General features: G+C 67.5%; 13 protein-coding genes and 7 pseudogenes. 6 read left to right on the forward strand and 14 right to left on the reverse strand.

Annotated features, from left to right (window positions below):
- Both E6W36_RS14285 and E6W36_RS14295 read left to right on the forward strand, forming a co-directional pair.
- A complete protein-coding gene (locus tag E6W36_RS14285) occupies positions 1 to 744 on the forward strand; it encodes a DUF4131 domain-containing protein (RefSeq protein WP_281277350.1) in 744 nt (247 codons plus the stop codon).
- A pseudogene (locus E6W36_RS14295) lies at positions 726 to 2017 on the forward strand (ComEC/Rec2 family competence protein). Before E6W36_RS14285 ends, E6W36_RS14295 begins: the two are co-directional and overlap by 19 nt.
- Positions 2018 to 2075: 58 nt before the next feature.
- Here the strand turns inward: E6W36_RS14295 and lexA are convergent.
- The 10 genes and pseudogenes from lexA to E6W36_RS14330 form a co-directional block, all read right to left on the reverse strand.
- On the reverse strand, positions 2076 to 2771 hold the full coding sequence (gene lexA, locus E6W36_RS14300; RefSeq protein ID WP_222873016.1) for a transcriptional repressor LexA: 696 nt from the start codon (positions 2769 to 2771) through the stop codon (positions 2076 to 2078).
- 64 nt (positions 2772 to 2835) lie between these two features.
- Entirely contained in the window at positions 2836 to 2967 is a 132-nt protein-coding gene (locus E6W36_RS23665) for a hypothetical protein (protein ID WP_246047767.1), read from the reverse strand.
- The gene (locus E6W36_RS19490; protein WP_246048422.1) at positions 2919 to 3080 is read right to left on the reverse strand and encodes a hypothetical protein; all 162 of its coding nucleotides are present in this window, start codon (positions 3078 to 3080) and stop codon (positions 2919 to 2921) included. The genes E6W36_RS23665 and E6W36_RS19490 overlap by 49 nt, the downstream gene beginning before the upstream one ends.
- A pseudogene (locus tag E6W36_RS19500) lies at positions 3004 to 4052 on the reverse strand (molybdopterin molybdotransferase MoeA). Before E6W36_RS19500 ends, E6W36_RS19490 begins: the two are co-directional and overlap by 77 nt.
- Positions 4052 to 4518 (reverse strand): annotated as a pseudogene (gene moaC, locus E6W36_RS14310) (cyclic pyranopterin monophosphate synthase MoaC). The pseudogenes E6W36_RS19500 and moaC overlap by 1 nt, the downstream one beginning before the upstream one ends.
- Positions 4515 to 5298 (reverse strand): annotated as a pseudogene (trpC, locus tag E6W36_RS14315) (indole-3-glycerol phosphate synthase TrpC). The pseudogenes moaC and trpC overlap by 4 nt, the downstream one beginning before the upstream one ends.
- Positions 5295 to 6116 (reverse strand): anthranilate phosphoribosyltransferase, encoded by an 822-nt coding sequence (trpD, locus tag E6W36_RS14320; protein WP_246048353.1) that lies wholly within the window; start codon positions 6114 to 6116, stop codon positions 5295 to 5297. Before trpD ends, trpC begins: the two are co-directional and overlap by 4 nt.
- Positions 6056 to 6313, reverse strand: coding sequence for a hypothetical protein (locus tag E6W36_RS19505; protein ID WP_246048354.1), 258 nt, complete (start codon positions 6311 to 6313; stop codon positions 6056 to 6058). Before E6W36_RS19505 ends, trpD begins: the two co-directional genes overlap by 61 nt.
- Positions 6310 to 6906, reverse strand: a complete 597-nt coding sequence (locus tag E6W36_RS14325; RefSeq protein ID WP_222873018.1) for an anthranilate synthase component II — start codon at positions 6904 to 6906, stop codon at positions 6310 to 6312. The genes E6W36_RS19505 and E6W36_RS14325 overlap by 4 nt, the downstream gene beginning before the upstream one ends.
- Before the next feature lie 2 nt (positions 6907 to 6908).
- On the reverse strand, positions 6909 to 7322 hold the full coding sequence (locus E6W36_RS14330; RefSeq protein WP_222873019.1) for a hypothetical protein: 414 nt from the start codon (positions 7320 to 7322) through the stop codon (positions 6909 to 6911).
- Here E6W36_RS14330 and E6W36_RS14335 point away from each other — a divergent pair.
- A pseudogene (locus E6W36_RS14335) lies at positions 7306 to 7973 on the forward strand (divergent polysaccharide deacetylase family protein). The gene E6W36_RS14330 and the pseudogene E6W36_RS14335 overlap by 17 nt on opposite strands.
- On the opposite strand, the gene trpE reads toward E6W36_RS14335, so the two are convergent.
- The 4 genes and pseudogenes from trpE to E6W36_RS23670 all read right to left on the reverse strand — a co-directional run.
- A complete protein-coding gene (trpE, locus tag E6W36_RS14340; protein WP_222873021.1) occupies positions 7974 to 9446 on the reverse strand; it encodes an anthranilate synthase component I in 1473 nt (490 codons plus the stop codon).
- 2 nt (positions 9447 to 9448) lie between these two features.
- Positions 9449 to 10132, reverse strand: coding sequence for a peptidyl-prolyl isomerase family protein (locus E6W36_RS14345; protein WP_222873022.1), 684 nt, complete (start codon positions 10130 to 10132; stop codon positions 9449 to 9451).
- 8 nt (positions 10133 to 10140) lie between these two features.
- On the reverse strand, positions 10141 to 11070 hold the full coding sequence (locus tag E6W36_RS20975) for a peptidyl-prolyl cis-trans isomerase (protein ID WP_222873023.1): 930 nt from the start codon (positions 11068 to 11070) through the stop codon (positions 10141 to 10143).
- Positions 11071 to 11111: 41 nt separating this feature from the next.
- Positions 11112 to 11378, reverse strand: a pseudogene (locus tag E6W36_RS23670) (SurA N-terminal domain-containing protein); the annotation flags it as partial.
- Positions 11379 to 11513: 135 nt separating this feature from the next.
- On the opposite strand from E6W36_RS23670, the gene tpiA reads away from it, so the two are divergent.
- The 3 genes and pseudogenes from tpiA to E6W36_RS14370 all read left to right on the forward strand — a co-directional run bounded on the left by tpiA (position 11514) and on the right by E6W36_RS14370 (position 14630).
- Positions 11514 to 12272: a triose-phosphate isomerase gene (gene tpiA, locus E6W36_RS14360; RefSeq protein WP_222873024.1), complete on the forward strand. Its 759-nt coding sequence runs from the start codon at positions 11514 to 11516 to the stop codon at positions 12270 to 12272.
- Between the two features lie 204 nt (positions 12273 to 12476).
- Positions 12477 to 12926, forward strand: a complete 450-nt coding sequence (secG, locus tag E6W36_RS14365; protein WP_281277351.1) for a preprotein translocase subunit SecG — start codon at positions 12477 to 12479, stop codon at positions 12924 to 12926.
- Between the two features lie 79 nt (positions 12927 to 13005).
- Positions 13006 to 14630 (forward strand): annotated as a pseudogene (locus E6W36_RS14370) (CTP synthase).
- Positions 14631 to 14638 lie beyond the last annotated feature (8 nt).

The following is a 14638-nucleotide window of genomic DNA, read 5'->3' on the forward strand; positions in this document are numbered from 1 at the left end:
ATGCGCTGGTCCGCGAGCGTACGCGTGCGCCGCTGTGGATTCCGGTGCTCATCGGGGCAGGAGCGCTCGCCTACTTCGCCATGCCCTGGCGCATGCAATGGATGGCGGCGCTGTTGCTGTGCGTCGGCGCGTCGGCTGGCGCCCTCGCTCTTTGCCGGCCGGTTGGCGTGGGCTGTCCGTGGCGCTTTGCTGGTCGCGCTGGGGCTGGGCTCGGCCTGGATGCGTGCCGAGAGCGTGAACACACCGACTCTGCGGCAGCAGATCGTCAATGCAACCGTCGAGGGCCGGGTTCGGTCCTTCGAGCCGCGCGCGCAGGGCGGCAGTCGCTTTGTCTTGGGCGACGTTCGCATCCGCGCAGGCACCGGCCTGCTGCATCTGCGCCTGGTGCGCATAACGGCGCGCGGCGAGGGCATCGCGCTGCGGCCGGGGCAGGCCGTCCGCGTGCGCGCCTGGCTGCAACCGCCGCGCCTGCCGTTGACCCCGGATGGTTATGACGCCGCGCGTCGCGCCTGGTTCGAAGGCGTCGGCGCGACCGGCATCGCCATGGGCCCAATCGCCGTGCTGCAACCGCCTTTGGCCCGCACGTCCTTGTGGCAGCTCCTCGAGGAGCTGCGGCAAAGGCTTGGCGTGCGGATCCGCGATCGGATCCCGGGTGCGCCGGCGCCGTCGCGGCGGCGCTGGTCACCGGCGAGCGGGCACCGATTCCCGCCTGGGTCGAAACTGCCATGCGAAACAGCGGTCTGACCCACCTGCTGTCGATCTCGGGCCTACACATCGCGGTGGTCGCCGGTCTGGCGTTTCTGACGGTGCGCAAAACACTGTTGCTCAACCCGTGGGTTGGGCTGCACTGGCCGGTCAAGGCGATTGCCATCCTGGCCTCGGCAATTGCAGCGCTTGCCTATACCTTGCTCAGCGGCGCGAGCTGGCCGACTGTGCGCGCCTGTCTTGCGACCCTGGTCGTGCTGCTGGGAACGCTGGCCGGACGGCAGGCGATTTCCTGCGGGTGATCGCGGCGGCGGCAACCCTCATCCTCGTTCTGCGGCCGGAGGCGGTCGTCAACCCGAGCTTCCAGCTCTCGTTCGCCGCGGTCACAGCGCTGGTGGCGGCATCGCAGTCCCGGATCGCCCAGCGTTGGCTGTCCCGCCGCCCGGAGGATGGAACGCTGCAGCACCTGCTGCGCGCGGCGGGCCTCCTGATCCTGACCGGCCTGGCGGTAGAGGCGATGCTTGCGCCGATCGTCATCCGCCATTTCAACCAGACCAGCCTGTACGGTGTCGCTGCAAACCTGTTCGCGATCCCGTTCACGGGCATGGTCATCATGCCTACGCTTGGGGTCGCGCTGCTCCTTGAGCCGCTTGGTCTGGCGATGCCGTTCTGGCGGCTGTGCGAGGCCGCCATTCTGGCGCTGCTGCGACTGGCGGACTGGGTGTCGCAGCTTCCCGGCGCGGTCATTCATTTGCCCACACCGCCGCTCGGCGCCGCCACACTTCTGGTGTTTGCGCTGTTCTGGGCCATCCTGTGGCGCAGTCGCGTGCGCATCCTTGCCGCCGTTATGGTCGTCATCGCCTTGAGCGCGATGGCGATGGCGCGCCGGCCCGTTGGCTTCGTCGACGGCGAGGGCAGGGTCGTCGGGGTATGGCGCGCGGATGGCGATCTCATGGTCTCGTCCGTCCGCAGCGGCCGTTACGCCAGCACCCTGTGGGCTGAGGATCTGGCTGCGCGCCGCATCGTCTGGCTGGGGACGCCAGCCGGGATTGCTCGGCGGAATGGTGCCGCATCACCCTGCCGGGGCGGGCCGCCGGGCGCGGCTGGGTCTTGCTGCATGTACGAGCGTTTCTGTCACGCAGCCACCTGCAGCCGCTGTGCGCCGATGCCGACTGGGTCGTCGCCGCCCGCCGGCTGCCGCGCTGGTGCCGGCCGCGGCTCCAGCGTCTGGACCTGCCTGCCCTGCAAGGAAAAGGCGGCATTCTGTTTCTGGATGCCGGCGCTCGCGGGTTACGCATCGAGGCGGCCGTAAAACCCAGCGAGTACCCCTGGCGACGCATGATCACGCCGCACGCGGCTTTGCGGCCGCCTCAATAGCGGCGCATCAGCCCGACCAGGCGGCCCTGAACCCGCACCTGACGCGGCGAGTAGCTCATGGTCGGGTAGGCGCGGTTCGCCGGCTCGAGCAGGATCATGCCATCCTTGCGGCGCATGCGCTTGAGCGTCGCGTCCTGATCCTCGACCAGGGCGACGATGATTTCCCCGTCGTTGGCGGTGTCGCCGCGGCGGATGATGGCATAATCGCCATCCAGGATGCCGGCCTCGATCATGGAGTCGCCGTAGACCTCAAGCGCGAAATGCTCGCCCCGGCCGATCATCGATGGCGGCACGCTGAGCGTTTGCTGGGTCTCGATCGCTTCGACCGGAATGCCGGCGGCGATCCGGCCATGCAGCGGCACTTCGACCGTCGTGGCAGGTGGCACGGCCGTACGCCGGCGAAAATCGCCATGGACGACGTTGCTTTCCAGCTCGCGCTCGTGGATCAGGGTCGGCCGGCTGGCGACCGCGGATGCATCCGGCAACCGAAGTACCTCGAGCGCCCGCGCACGGTTCGGCAGTCTACGGATGAATTCCCGCTCCTCCAGTGCGCCGATCAATCGGTGCACACCGGATTTCGATTTCAGATTGAGCGCCTCTTTCATCTCCTCGAACGACGGCGAGACGCCGTCCTCGCGCAGGCGTTGATGAATGAACAGCAGGAGTTCCTGTTGCTTGCGTGTGAGCATGATGGCCTCACTGGAACGAACGAATAAAGAACGTTCTATATAGGTTCCGGTGTGGCGTCAACACCTACATCTGGTGATCGTAGGGCAGTCGCAGGACGTCGACCCATTGGCCGGCGCGTACCTTGGGCGCGAGTGCCGGGCGCACAATCAAGGCATTTGCGCGCGCAAGCCCGCTGAGATGGGCACTGTCCTGCATAGTGAGCGGGTGACGCTGGGGCCTTGCGGCATGTCTTCAAGGTAGGCGCGCTGATAATCGGCGCGGGTGCCATTCTCGGGCAAGGCAACCGTGGTGAAGGCGACGCCCAGCACGGGTAAGGGTGCTTCTGCACCCTGCAGGGCGCAGCAGCGGCAGCAGGAACAGCTGCGCCGTGACAAAAGCGGAGACGGGGTTGCCGGGCAGACCCAGGGCGATTGCGCTCCCGAGCCGGGCCGCCATTAGCGGCTTTCCAGGGCGCATGGCGATGCGCCAGAAGCCGATCTCTGCGCCGGCCCGCGTCAGCGCCGGCTGCACCAGGTCGTGGTCGCCAACCGAGGCACCCCGCTGGAGACGATGACGTCCGCGCCTGCTGCACGCGCCAGCATGGCGTCAAGCGCCTCCGGCGTGTCGGCGGCGATACCGAGATCCTGGACGTCCGCGCCGCAGGCCCGGACGATCTGCCCGATCATGAGGCTGTTGACGCTGACGATCTGGGTGGGTCCGGGCGTCGCACCTGGCGGCACCAGTTCGTTGCCGGTCGCGAAGATTGCAACGCGCGGACGCCGGGACACCACCACATGGCCGCTCCCGCCCATGGCTGCCAGTGCCAGGCGCACGGGGGTCAGCAGCAGGCCCTTCGGCACGAGAGCACCGCCCGTCTGGAAGTCTTGTCCGGCTTTGCGGATGTGTGCGCCGCGTTCGGGCGGCCCATTGCCGGTCAGCAGCAGGGTTTCATCCTGCCAGCTCGCATCTTCCTGGACCAGGATCGTGTCCGCCTCTGCCGGCACCGGCGCGCCGGTGAAAATCCGCACCGCCGTTCCCGGCGTCACCGGCACAGGGCAGGGTTGGCCGGCGGCGGCCTCGCCGACGATGCGCCAATGCGCGCCTGCCGCCAGATCCGCAAAGCGGATTGCAAAACCATCCATCGCCGAGACATCGACTGGCGGATTGCTGCGTGCGGCGATCACGGCTTCGGCCAGAATGCGCCCGCCCGCCTGTTCGACTGGACAGACCTCATGCGCGAGAGGCGAGGCCATCGCCAGAAGCTGCGCCTGCGCCTGCGCGACGGACAGCAGGGCCGCCATCAGGCGCGCCAGTCGCCGGATGCGCCGCCCGATTTCGACAGCAGGCGGATGTCGGAAATCACCATGCCGCGGTCCACGGCTTTGACCATGTCATAGAGCGTGAGCAAAGCCGTGGAAACGGCTGTCAGCGCTTCCATTTCCACGCCTGTCTTGCCCGTGGTGCGAACGGTCGCGGTGACCTCGGCGCCTCCGGCGTCACCGTTATGTCGACGCTGACCTTGGCAAGCGCCAGCGGGTGGCAGAGCGGAATGAGTTCTGCAGTGCGTTTGGCAGCCATGATGCCGGCGACACGCGCAACCGCAAGTGCATCGCCCTTGCGGGCGTTGGCGTCCACGAGTGCTGCGCGCGCGGCGGTGCTCATGCCGATGCGCCCGGACGCCACGGCCTCGCGCACGGTGTCCGTCTTCGCCGAGACGTCGACCATGTGTGCGGCACCCTTGGCATCCAGATGTGTCAGCGCGCTCATGCCAGCAGTGCCCGGGTTGCCGCGGCGACGTCGCGCTGCCGCATCAGTGCCTCCCCGACCAGAAAGCGGCGCACGCCATGCCTTGCCGCCTGCGCGAGATCAGCTTGGGTCTGAAAGCCGCTCTCGCCCACTGCCACCCGGCCCGCTGGCAGCCGGCCCGCCAGGTCCGGCGTCGTGGCAAGATCGACACCCAAGGTTTTGAGATTGCGGTTGTTTATGCCGATGAGGCTGGACTTGAGCTTCAGTGCGCGCGCCAACTCCTCGGCATCGTGAACCTCGATCAGCACGTCCATGCCATATCCGTCCGCCGCCGCTTCCAGTTCTGCAGCCTGCGTATCCGAGAGGGCAGCCATGATCAGCAGGATGCAGTCAGCGCCCCAGGCGCGCGCCTCCACCACCTGGTAGGGGTCGACCATGAAGTCCTTGCGCAGGACCGGCAATGCAACCGCCGCCCGCGCCGCCGCCATATACGCAAGCGAACCCTGGAAAAACGGCGCATCGGTCAACACGGACAGGCATGCAGCGCCGCCCTCGGCATAGGCGCGCGCCAAGGCTGGCGGGTCGAAGTCGGCGCGGATCAGCCCATGGCTCGGGCTGGCCTTCTTGATCTCGGCGATCAGGGCGTACCCTTGCGCAGCCTTGTCGGACAGCGCACGAGCAAAACCTCTGCATGGCCCTTGGGTTGCCGTTTTTGCTCGAGTTGGGAAGAGGAACGGCGCGGCGCGCCTCTGCCACCGTCTCCCGTGTCTGCGCGGTAATCCTGTCCAGAACGTCGCTCATGCTCTGAGGTCCTGCGACAGCGCAGCCCAGGCGTCAAGCAGGCGGGCGGCCGCGCCGCTGTCGATGGCGCTCGCTGCCTGCCCGATGCCCTCACGCCAGTCTGCTGCTTTGCCTGCGACCTGCAGCGCCGCCGCCGCGTTCAGCAGCACTGTCTCGCGGTAGGCGCCGGGTTCGCCGGCGAGCAGACGGCGCAGCGCTTGCGCGTTGTCCGCCGCGTCGCCGCCGGCCAGCGCCGAGACGGGATGGACGTGCAAGCCAATGGCCTCGGGGTGGACCGTCTCACGGACGAAGGTCTCACCGGCAAGCATGACGATCTGCGATGCCCCGGCCGGCGAAAGTTCATCCATGCCGCCCGCGCCGTGGACGACCCACGCCCGTGTAACGCCCAGCCGCCGGAGCGCGTGCGCCATGGGGTCCAGCCAGCGCGGATCGTAGACCCCGACGATCTGGTGCCGCACCCGGCCCGGATTGGCGAGCGGACCGATAAGATTGAACAGGGTCGGCACGCCCAGCGCCCGGCGCACCGGTGCCACCTGCGCCATTGCGGCATGGTAGCGGTTGGCGAGCATGAAGCCGATCCCGAGGCGCTGGAGGCAGGTCTCCACGGCCGATGGCGGCAGGTCGACCTGTACGCCGAGCGCCTCCAGGACGCCGGCGGAGCTGGAGCGCGAGGTCGCCGAGCGGTTGCCATGCTTGGCGACCGCCACGCCGCATGCGGCAACGACGATGGCGGCGGCAGTCGAGACATTACGGCTGTTCAGGCCATCGCCGCCGGTGCCGCAGGTATCGATGGCGTTGTCCGGGGCACGGACCGCCAGGCTATGCGCCTGAAGCGCCTCAACGGCGCCACGAGGTCTTCCACCGTCTCGCCGCGCGTCTTCAGCGCCATCAGCAGACCGGCGACGAATTCCGGTGCCGCGTCGCCGTTGAACACCTGTGCGAACAGGGTTGCCATCGCGTCGGAAGGAAGGGTCTCGCCGCTGGCGATCCGCGCGAGCGCGCCACCTGCCGTCATGCCGCCATCTGCCCGTCGCCGAGGCCGGCAAGTCGCAGGAAATTCGCCAGCAGCGCGTGGCCATGCTCGGTGGCGATGCTCTCCGGGTGGAACTGCACGCCGTGGATCGGCAGCGTCTTGTGGTGGAACCCCATGATCACGCCGTCCTCGGTCCAGGCGTTGACGACAAGGCACGCCGGCAGCGTTTCCGGCTCGACCGTGAGCGAGTGATAGCGGGTCGCGCGGTAGGGCGAGGGCAGTCCGGCGAACACGCCGCTGCCGTCGTGCACGATGTTCGAGACCTTGCCGTGCATCAGGGTCGGCGCGCGCACGACCTTGCCGCCGAAAGCCTGACCGATGGACTGGTGGCCGAGGCAGACGCCAAGCAGCGGCGTTCCAGCGTCTGCCGCCGCCGCGATCAGCGGCAGGCACACGCCGGCTTCGTTCGGGGTGCAGGGCCCGGGCGAGAGCACGATGGCGTCCGGCTTCAGCGCCAGCGCTTCCTGCGCACTCACGGTGTCGTTGCGACGGACATCCGGCTGGCCGCCAAGCTCTGCCAGATAGTGAACGAGATTATATGTAAACGAATCGAAGTTATCGATGACCAGGATCATGGTTACCGTCCTGTAACGCCCGTGGCGAAAAGGCTTTCGACGATGCGCCCGTTTCGTCTAACTGGCGACACAAAGCGGTTCTTGAAGGGGAGCGCAAGCCCCATGTCGGATGAAACGAGCGCCATTTGGTCCCGGCGTGCGGTGACAGCGGCCCTGACCGGGGCGTGGCCTCGGCTGCTGCCGGCCTGATGCTGGCCCCGGTGCAGCGCGACCGGCCCGCGTCCGTGGCGCTTGATACACCGGCCATCCGCCGCAGCGTGCGGCTCCTGGCGGTGCGCGGGCGCGAACTCGCCGATGCGGATGACGGACTGGTGGAAGTCGCAGTCCAAGCACCGAAGATGCCCGGCCATGCCAGGGTTGCAGCGGCGCACAAGGCGCAGCGTCCACCCATCCAGCGTTATGCGGGCCCCGCGCATCGTCGTGGTCATCGACGATGTCGGCCCGAGCATCGCGCGCGCGCGCCAGGCGATCGCGCTGCCGGCGCCGGTGACGCTGGCGATGCTGCCCTATGCGCAGGGCGTCGCCGATCTGGCGCAGGCGGCCAGCGCGCGCGGGCACGAGTTGCTGGTGCATGTGCCGATGCAGCCCTCCTACGGGGCAAACCCGGGGCCGCAGGCGCTGTTGCTGGATCAGACGCCGGAGGAACGGCAGCGGCTCCTGCAATGGAACCTCGCCCAGTTCAGCGGCTATGTCGGCATCAACAATCACATGGGCAGCCAATTCACCGAGGACAGCGCGGCCCTGCGCCCGGTTATAGAGACGGTGCGCGCTGCAAACCTGCTGTTTCTCGATCGCGCACCACCGTGCACACGGCGGGGCGCACCCTCGCGTCCGAGCTGGCGGTGCCGTTCGCGGAGCGCGATGTGTTTCTCGACAATCACCGCAACGCCGACTATCTGGCGCTGCAACTCGCACAGGTCGAGGCGATCGCGCGTCGGCGCGGCCTGGCGGTTGCCATTGGCCACCCGCACGAGGTAACCTTGGCGGCGCTTGCAGCCTGGCTGCCGCGACTGGACGCCCGAGGCTTCGCGTTGACCTCCGTTCGCGCGGTCGCTCAGCGCGCCTGATTACTGCCCGGACCTGTTGCCGCCTGCAATGCGCAGCGCTTCCGCCGCTGCGGCGAACAAGGCGCCGGATTTCGCCTCGCATTCGCGCTGTTCGGCCTCCGGCAGGCTGTCGGCGACGATCCCCGCGCCCGCCTTCACGTGCATCATGCCATCCTTGACGATGGCGGTGCGCAGCACGATGCAGCTGTCCATCCCGCCGTCCGGCGCGAAGTAGCCGACCCCGCCTGCATAAGGCCCGCGCTTTTCCGGCTCCAGCTCGTGGATGATCTCCATCGCCCGCACCTTCGGCGCGCCGGACACGGTGCCGGCCGGAAACCCGGCCAGCAGCGCGTCGATGGCGTCATGCCTTGGGTCGAGCCGGCCGCGCACATTCGAGACGATGTGCATGACATGGCTGTAGCGCTCGACGGTGAAGCTCTCGGTGACGGCGATCGAGCCCGGTACCGCGACCCGCCCGATATCGTTGCGCCCCAGGTCGAGCAGCATCAGATGCTCGGCGCGCTCCTTCGGATCGGCCAGCAGCTCGGCGCGCAGGGCATCGTCTGCCGCCTCCGTCGTGCCGCGCGGGCGGGTGCCGGCGATCGGGCGGATGGTGACATCGCCGTCGCGTGCGCGCACCAGGATTTCCGGCGACGACCCGACGAGCTGAAAGCCGGGCAGGTCGAGGTAGTACAGGAAGGGCGAGGGGTTGATCCGCCGCAGCGCCCGGTAAAGGTCGAAGGGCGGCAGCGTGAACGGCTGCGTGAAACGCTGGGCCAGCACGACCTGGAAGATGTCGCCGGCGGCAATGTAGTCCTTCGCGCGGTCGACCCAGGCTGAATAGTCCTGCGGTGCGACGGCCGGCGTCAGCGTGGCCTTTGCGGCCACCGGCGTGCGCGCAGCCTTGGGCAGGGCGCTGTTGAGGGCGCGCTCGGCTTCGTCGAGGCGCACCTCGGCGGGCTCGAGAGTGTGAGCACCGGGATAGACCGGCGCGACCAGCGTGAGTTCGTCCGCCAGCCTGTCGAACACGAGGATCAGGCTTGGGCGCATGAACAGCATGTCCGGCACGCCCAGAGGGTCGGCCTTGGGCGCGGGCAGGCGTTCGACCAGATTGACGGTCTCGTAGCCGAAGTAGCCGACCAGCGTGCTAAGCGCGCCCGGCAGTTCCGCCGGCACCGGCGTCTGGCATTCGGCGACCAGCGCGCGCAAGGCGGCAAGCGTCGGGCCGGCGTCCTCGAAGGCTGCAAGATCGTGCTGCGCCCGGCGGTTGATCTCCGAGCGTGCACCCGTCGCGCGCCAGATCAGATCCGGCGCCAGACCAAGCATCGAATAGCGGCCGCGCACGGACCCGCCTTCGACCGACTCCAGCAGGCAGCCCGGAACGCCGGGCTTGGCGAGCTTCAGATAGGCGGAGACCGGCGTCTCGGTGTCCGCCACGACCCGCCGCCAGATGAGGCGTGGGCCTGCCGCATCCGGTGCCGGCGTGGTCGCCATGGTCAGCCGTCGCCGAGAAGGCGCTTGCGGGTCGCGTCAATGGCCTTCTGGTTGTAGGTCACGCCCAGCGACTGGCGGATCGCCAGCGCGAAACTCTCGGACAATTCGCGGCTCGACAAGCCGCCGACATCCCGCTGCGTCTGGGCGAGCAACTGCCTGCCCTGCGGCTGGTCCGGGTTGCCGGGCTGGCTGGTCAGCACCTGCACCACATAGAGCGCTGCATCGCGCTCGGCTGGCGCATAACCGGCCTGGCCGTTCGGCAAGCTGAACATGAGGCGGATGACCGCTGGGATGTTCTGATTCTGCAGGACCTGAAGTCGCGCGCCTTGCACCGGCTGAATCTGCGCGATGCCCTCAGCCTTTGCAAGCGTATCCAGGCGACCGCCCTTGCGCACGCCGGCCACCAGCTTGTCCGCAAGAACCTTCGCGCGTTCCGCCATCTGCCGCTGCCGCCAGGCGGCCTCCACCTGCGGCCGGATTTCCGCCAGCGGACGCAGCGCGGTTGGGATGATCTCAAGCGTCTTGGCGACGTAATAGCTGTTCTCGCCCAGCTTCTCGATCTTGGGTTCGTCCTCGAGCTGCTGGGTGAACACCGCGGTCAGGATCGGCACGACGGAGGCCGAAAGCTCGGCGTCGCTGCCATCCTTCCTGCGGCCGGTCACGCTCACCGGGCCTGCCGTCTGCACCGGCAGATTCAGTTTTTCGCCGCTTCCTCAAGCGTGGTGCCGGCGGCGAGATCGTCATCGAGCTTGCGGCTGAGATCATAGAGCTTGTCGACCGCCAGTTCGCGCTGCACCTTCACGGTCAGTGCTGGGCGCACCGCCTCAAAGGACGAGACGGCCGGCGGCTCGACGCCGGCGATATGGACCAGATAATAGCCAAGGCTGCTTTTCAGTGGGCCAACCGTCTCGCCGGCCTTGGCGCGGAATGCGCTGGCGGCGACTTCAGGGGAGGACTGCGCGGCGTAAGCGGTCTCGGTCAGCTTGCCGAGCGCCAGATCGCCCGCGGTCAGGCCGAGTTCGGCTTGCGCGGCGGCGGCGAAGCTTTCGCCGTTCTTCAGTCGCGCCGTCACTTTGGCTGCTGTGGCTTCATCCGGTGCCAGCGCCTGTTCGATGGTGCGTTGTTCGGCGCCGCCATAGTCGGCGATGTTCTGCTCGAACGCCTGCTTAAGCTGCTGATCCGTCGGCTTGATGCTTTGCACGACCGTATCGAGGTCAAGCTGCACATACTGAAAGCGGCGCAGCTCGGGGATGCTGAAGGCGCGCTTGTTCTCGTCCATGAAGGCGGTGAGCTGCTTTTCGTCCGGCGTCGGGAGGTTGCCGGCAAAGCGGTCGAACGGCACCCGCACGACAAGGCCGGCGCGCTGTTCGAGCAGCAAGGAGACATAGGCCTTGCCGAGCCGTTCCGGCGCATCGCCGCCGATGCCGATGCCGCGCGAGAACTGGTCGCGCACCAGATCCTGCCCCAGTTCCTTCTCGAACTCGTTCTGCGAAAGCCGGCTCTGGGCCAGCGCTTGCTTGTACTTGGTGACGTCGAACGCCCCGCCGAGCTGGAAGGCCGGGATCGCCCGGATTGCCTCCGCGACCTGCTGCGGGCCAGCGACGACACCCTGGCGCTCGGCCATTTCGTCGATGGCGAACAGGGAGAGATCAGGTCGAGCACCTCGCGGTCGCCGCCCTGCCGCACCAGGTCGGCCTGGGTCAGTTCGGGGCGTTGTTCGCGCTCCTGCTTCCAGACCGTATCAAGCCGGCGCAGGAAGTCTGCTGTCTTCACGGCGCGGCCGCCCACATCCGCCAACTCGCCGGACCCGGTGGCACCGCCCAGAGGATTGCGCCCGGTCAAACCGCCGGTTGCCACCAGCGCCACCAGCAGAAGCCCGAAGACGATTGCCGCCGCGGAGGAGGTGGAAAATTTACGGAATGCCCCGATCATGCAGTCTAGTCGCTTTTACCTGTTACCAAAACGCCGCAGACCATAGGGATGTCGCCTGGTGGCGGCAAGGGGAACTGGCGAGCCGGAGCACCTGCTGCTAGCAGCGTGCATCTGGCAGTTCTTGACGGAAATTTTATGGACGCTTCTTCGAAACTCCTGGTCGGCAACTGGAAAATGTACGGTCTGCGCGCCGCACTTTCCGAAATCGACATCATCAAGGGCGCTTGCCCCACCTTGCCCGCAGATGTCGCGGTGGCGATTGCGGTGCCGTTCACCCTGCTGGCGGCGGCGGCGGAACTGACGGCAGGGTCAGGCATCCTGATCGGCGCGCAGGATTGCCATGCTGCAACCGAAGGTGCCTACACCGGGGATGTTTCCGCTGAGCAGATTGCCGACTCCGGTGCCTGTTTTACGATCGTTGGCCACTCCGAGCGCCGTGCCGGCCATGGCGAGACCAGCCTGGAGGTCGCAGCAAAGCTCGCTGCAGCGCAGCGCGCTGGGCTGCTGCCGATCCTGTGTGTCGGCGAAACGCGGCAGGAGCGGGAGGCTGGGAGCACCTTGGATGTCATCGGGGAGCAACTGGCGGAGTCCCTGCCCAAGGATGTGGATGTCGAACGGCTGGTGATTGCCTACGAGCCGGTGTGGTGCATCGGCGCCAGCACGGTGCCGAGCGCCGGCGATATCCAGGCGGTGCAACGGTTCATCCGCGCGCAACTGGTGGACTGGTTCGGTCAGCGCGGCGCATTCGTGAAGCTGCTGTACGGCGGTTCGGCCAATGCAGACAACGCCGGCTGGATCTGCGCCCTGGACGATGTCGACGGCCTGCTGTTCGCGCGCGCCAGCCTGACCGCCCAGAGTTTCCTGGCGACAGCCCGCGCTGCATCGGCGCTTTGACAGCGGTAGCGGGTCATTTTGAAATTTTGCCGCTCACCCTGAGCTTGACGAAGGGTTGAGCCGCTCGTGGTTCGTCCAGGCTCACCACGAGCGGTTTTTCAAAATGACCCACTACCTTGACAGCACGTCGCTTGCAAAGCGCGCGGCCGCGCGATACACGCCCGCCTTTGTTCGGCGGCACGGGTTCAGCCGCGTTAGAAAGGCATGCTCCAGATGTCGACCTGGATGATCCTGGTTCTGGTTTTCCATGTGTTCGTGACCATCGGTCTGGTTGCGGTCATTCTGTTGCAGCGCTCCGAGGGTGGTGGGCTTGGCATCGGCGGCGGCGGCGCGGGCGGCCTGATGACCGCGCGCGGCGCGGCTAACCTGCTGACGCGCCTGACCTCCATTCTGGCGGCCGTGTTCATCGCCAACTCCATCCTGCTGGCGGTCATGGCGGGCTACAACCGCTCGTCGCGCTCGCAGGTCGAGGAACTGCTGAACGAGCAGCCGGCCAGCGCGCCAGCGGCGCTGCCCGACTCCGCGCCGATTGCCGGGACGGCCCCTGCAACGCCGGTCGATGCCGGGGCGACCGGCGGGCTGCCGCTCGCGACGCCACCAGCCGCACCGGCGGAGCCGCAAGGCCAGAGCGTACCCGCAAACGACGCCCAGTAGCTGCAAGTCGAAGAATTTGCGCCCGCAGGTCATGTGGGCTGTGGTCAAACACATCAAGCGCAGGTAAACCCTAAGTCCCATGGCGCGGTTCATTTTCATCACCGGCGGCGTGGTTTCCTCGCTCGGAAAGGTCTCATGGCGGCGTCGCTCGCCGCTCTGCTGCAGGCGCGCGGCTATCGCGTGCGGCTGCGCAAGTTCGATCCCTATCTCAACGTCGATCCGGGCACGATGAGCCCGTATCAGCACGGCGAGGTCTATGTGACCGATGACGGGGCGGAGACCGATCTCGACCTTGGCCACTACGAGCGTTTCACCGGCGTGCCGTCGCGGCGCTCCGACAATGTGACCTCGGGGCGCATCTATTCGGACATTCTCGCCCGGGAACGCCGCGGCGATTATCTGGGTGGCACGGTGCAGGTGATTCCGCACGTCACCGATGCGATCAAGGCGTTCGCCGTTTCCGAAACCGACGACGTCGACTTTGTGCTGTGCGAGATCGGCGGCACGGTCGGGGACATCGAGAGCCTGCCGTTCCTGGAGGCGATCCGCCAGCTCGGCAACGAACTGCCGCGGCGTCATGCAGTTTATATCCACACGACGCTGGTGCCGTTCATCGCGGCGGCGGGCGAACTGAAGACCAAGCCGACACAGCACTCGGTCAAGGAGCTGCGTGCGCTCGGCATCCAGCCGGACGTGCTGGTTTGCCGCTCGGAATATCCGCTGCCGGAGGGCGACCGCGCCAAGATCGCACTGTTCTGCAATGTCCGGCCGTCGTCGGTGATTGCAGCGCTCGACGCCGCCAGCATCTACGAAGTACCAATGCAGTATCATGCAGCAGGGCTCGACACCGAAGTGCTGGACGCCTTCGGCATGGAAGCGGCGCCCCGCCGGACCTGACCCGCTGGTGCACCATCGTCGAGCGCATCCATCACCCCGAGGGCGAGGTCACGATCGGCGTCGTCGGCAAATATGTCGGCTTGAAAGACGCCTACAAGTCGCTGTCCGAAGCGCTGGTGCATGGCGGCATCGCCAACCGCGTCAAGGTCAACATCAAGTGGCTCGACTCGGAAGTCTTCGAGCGCGAGGACGCGGCGCTGCAGCTCGAGCCGATGCACGGCATCCTGGTGCCGGGCGGGTTCGGCGCGCGCGGCGCGGAAGGCAAGATCGCCGCGGCACGCTTCGCCCGCGAGCGCAACGTCCCGTTTTTCGGCATCTGCTTCGGCATGCAGATGGCCGTGATCGAGGCAGCCCGGCATCTGGCCGGCATCAACGGCGCCGGCTCGACCGAGTTCGGCCCGTGCCCGGACCCGGTGGTCGGTCTGCTGACCGAATGGGAACAGGCAGGTGCGCGGCAGGTGCGTCAGGAGGGCGGCGATCTCGGTGGCACCATGCGCCTGGGCCTATCCGGCGACACTGCGCGCACAGTCGCGCATCGCTGGTATCTACGGCGGGGCGGAGATCAGCGAGCGGCACCGGCACCGCTACGAAGTCAACGTCGGCTACCGCGAGCGTCTGGAGGCGACCGGGCTGCGCTTCGCCGGCATGTCCCCGGACGGACTGCTGCCGGAGACCATCGAATACCCGGACCACCCCTGGTTCATCGGCGTGCAGTATCACCCGGAACTGAAGTCGAAGCCGTTCGAGCCGCATCCGCTGTTCGCCAGCTTCATCCAGGCGGCCGTCGCCCATAGCCGTCTGGTCTGAGGACCAGG

The sequence above is a fragment of the Hankyongella ginsenosidimutans genome (genome assembly GCF_005144965.1).
Classification (GTDB): domain Bacteria; phylum Pseudomonadota; class Alphaproteobacteria; order Sphingomonadales; family Sphingomonadaceae; genus Hankyongella; species Hankyongella ginsenosidimutans.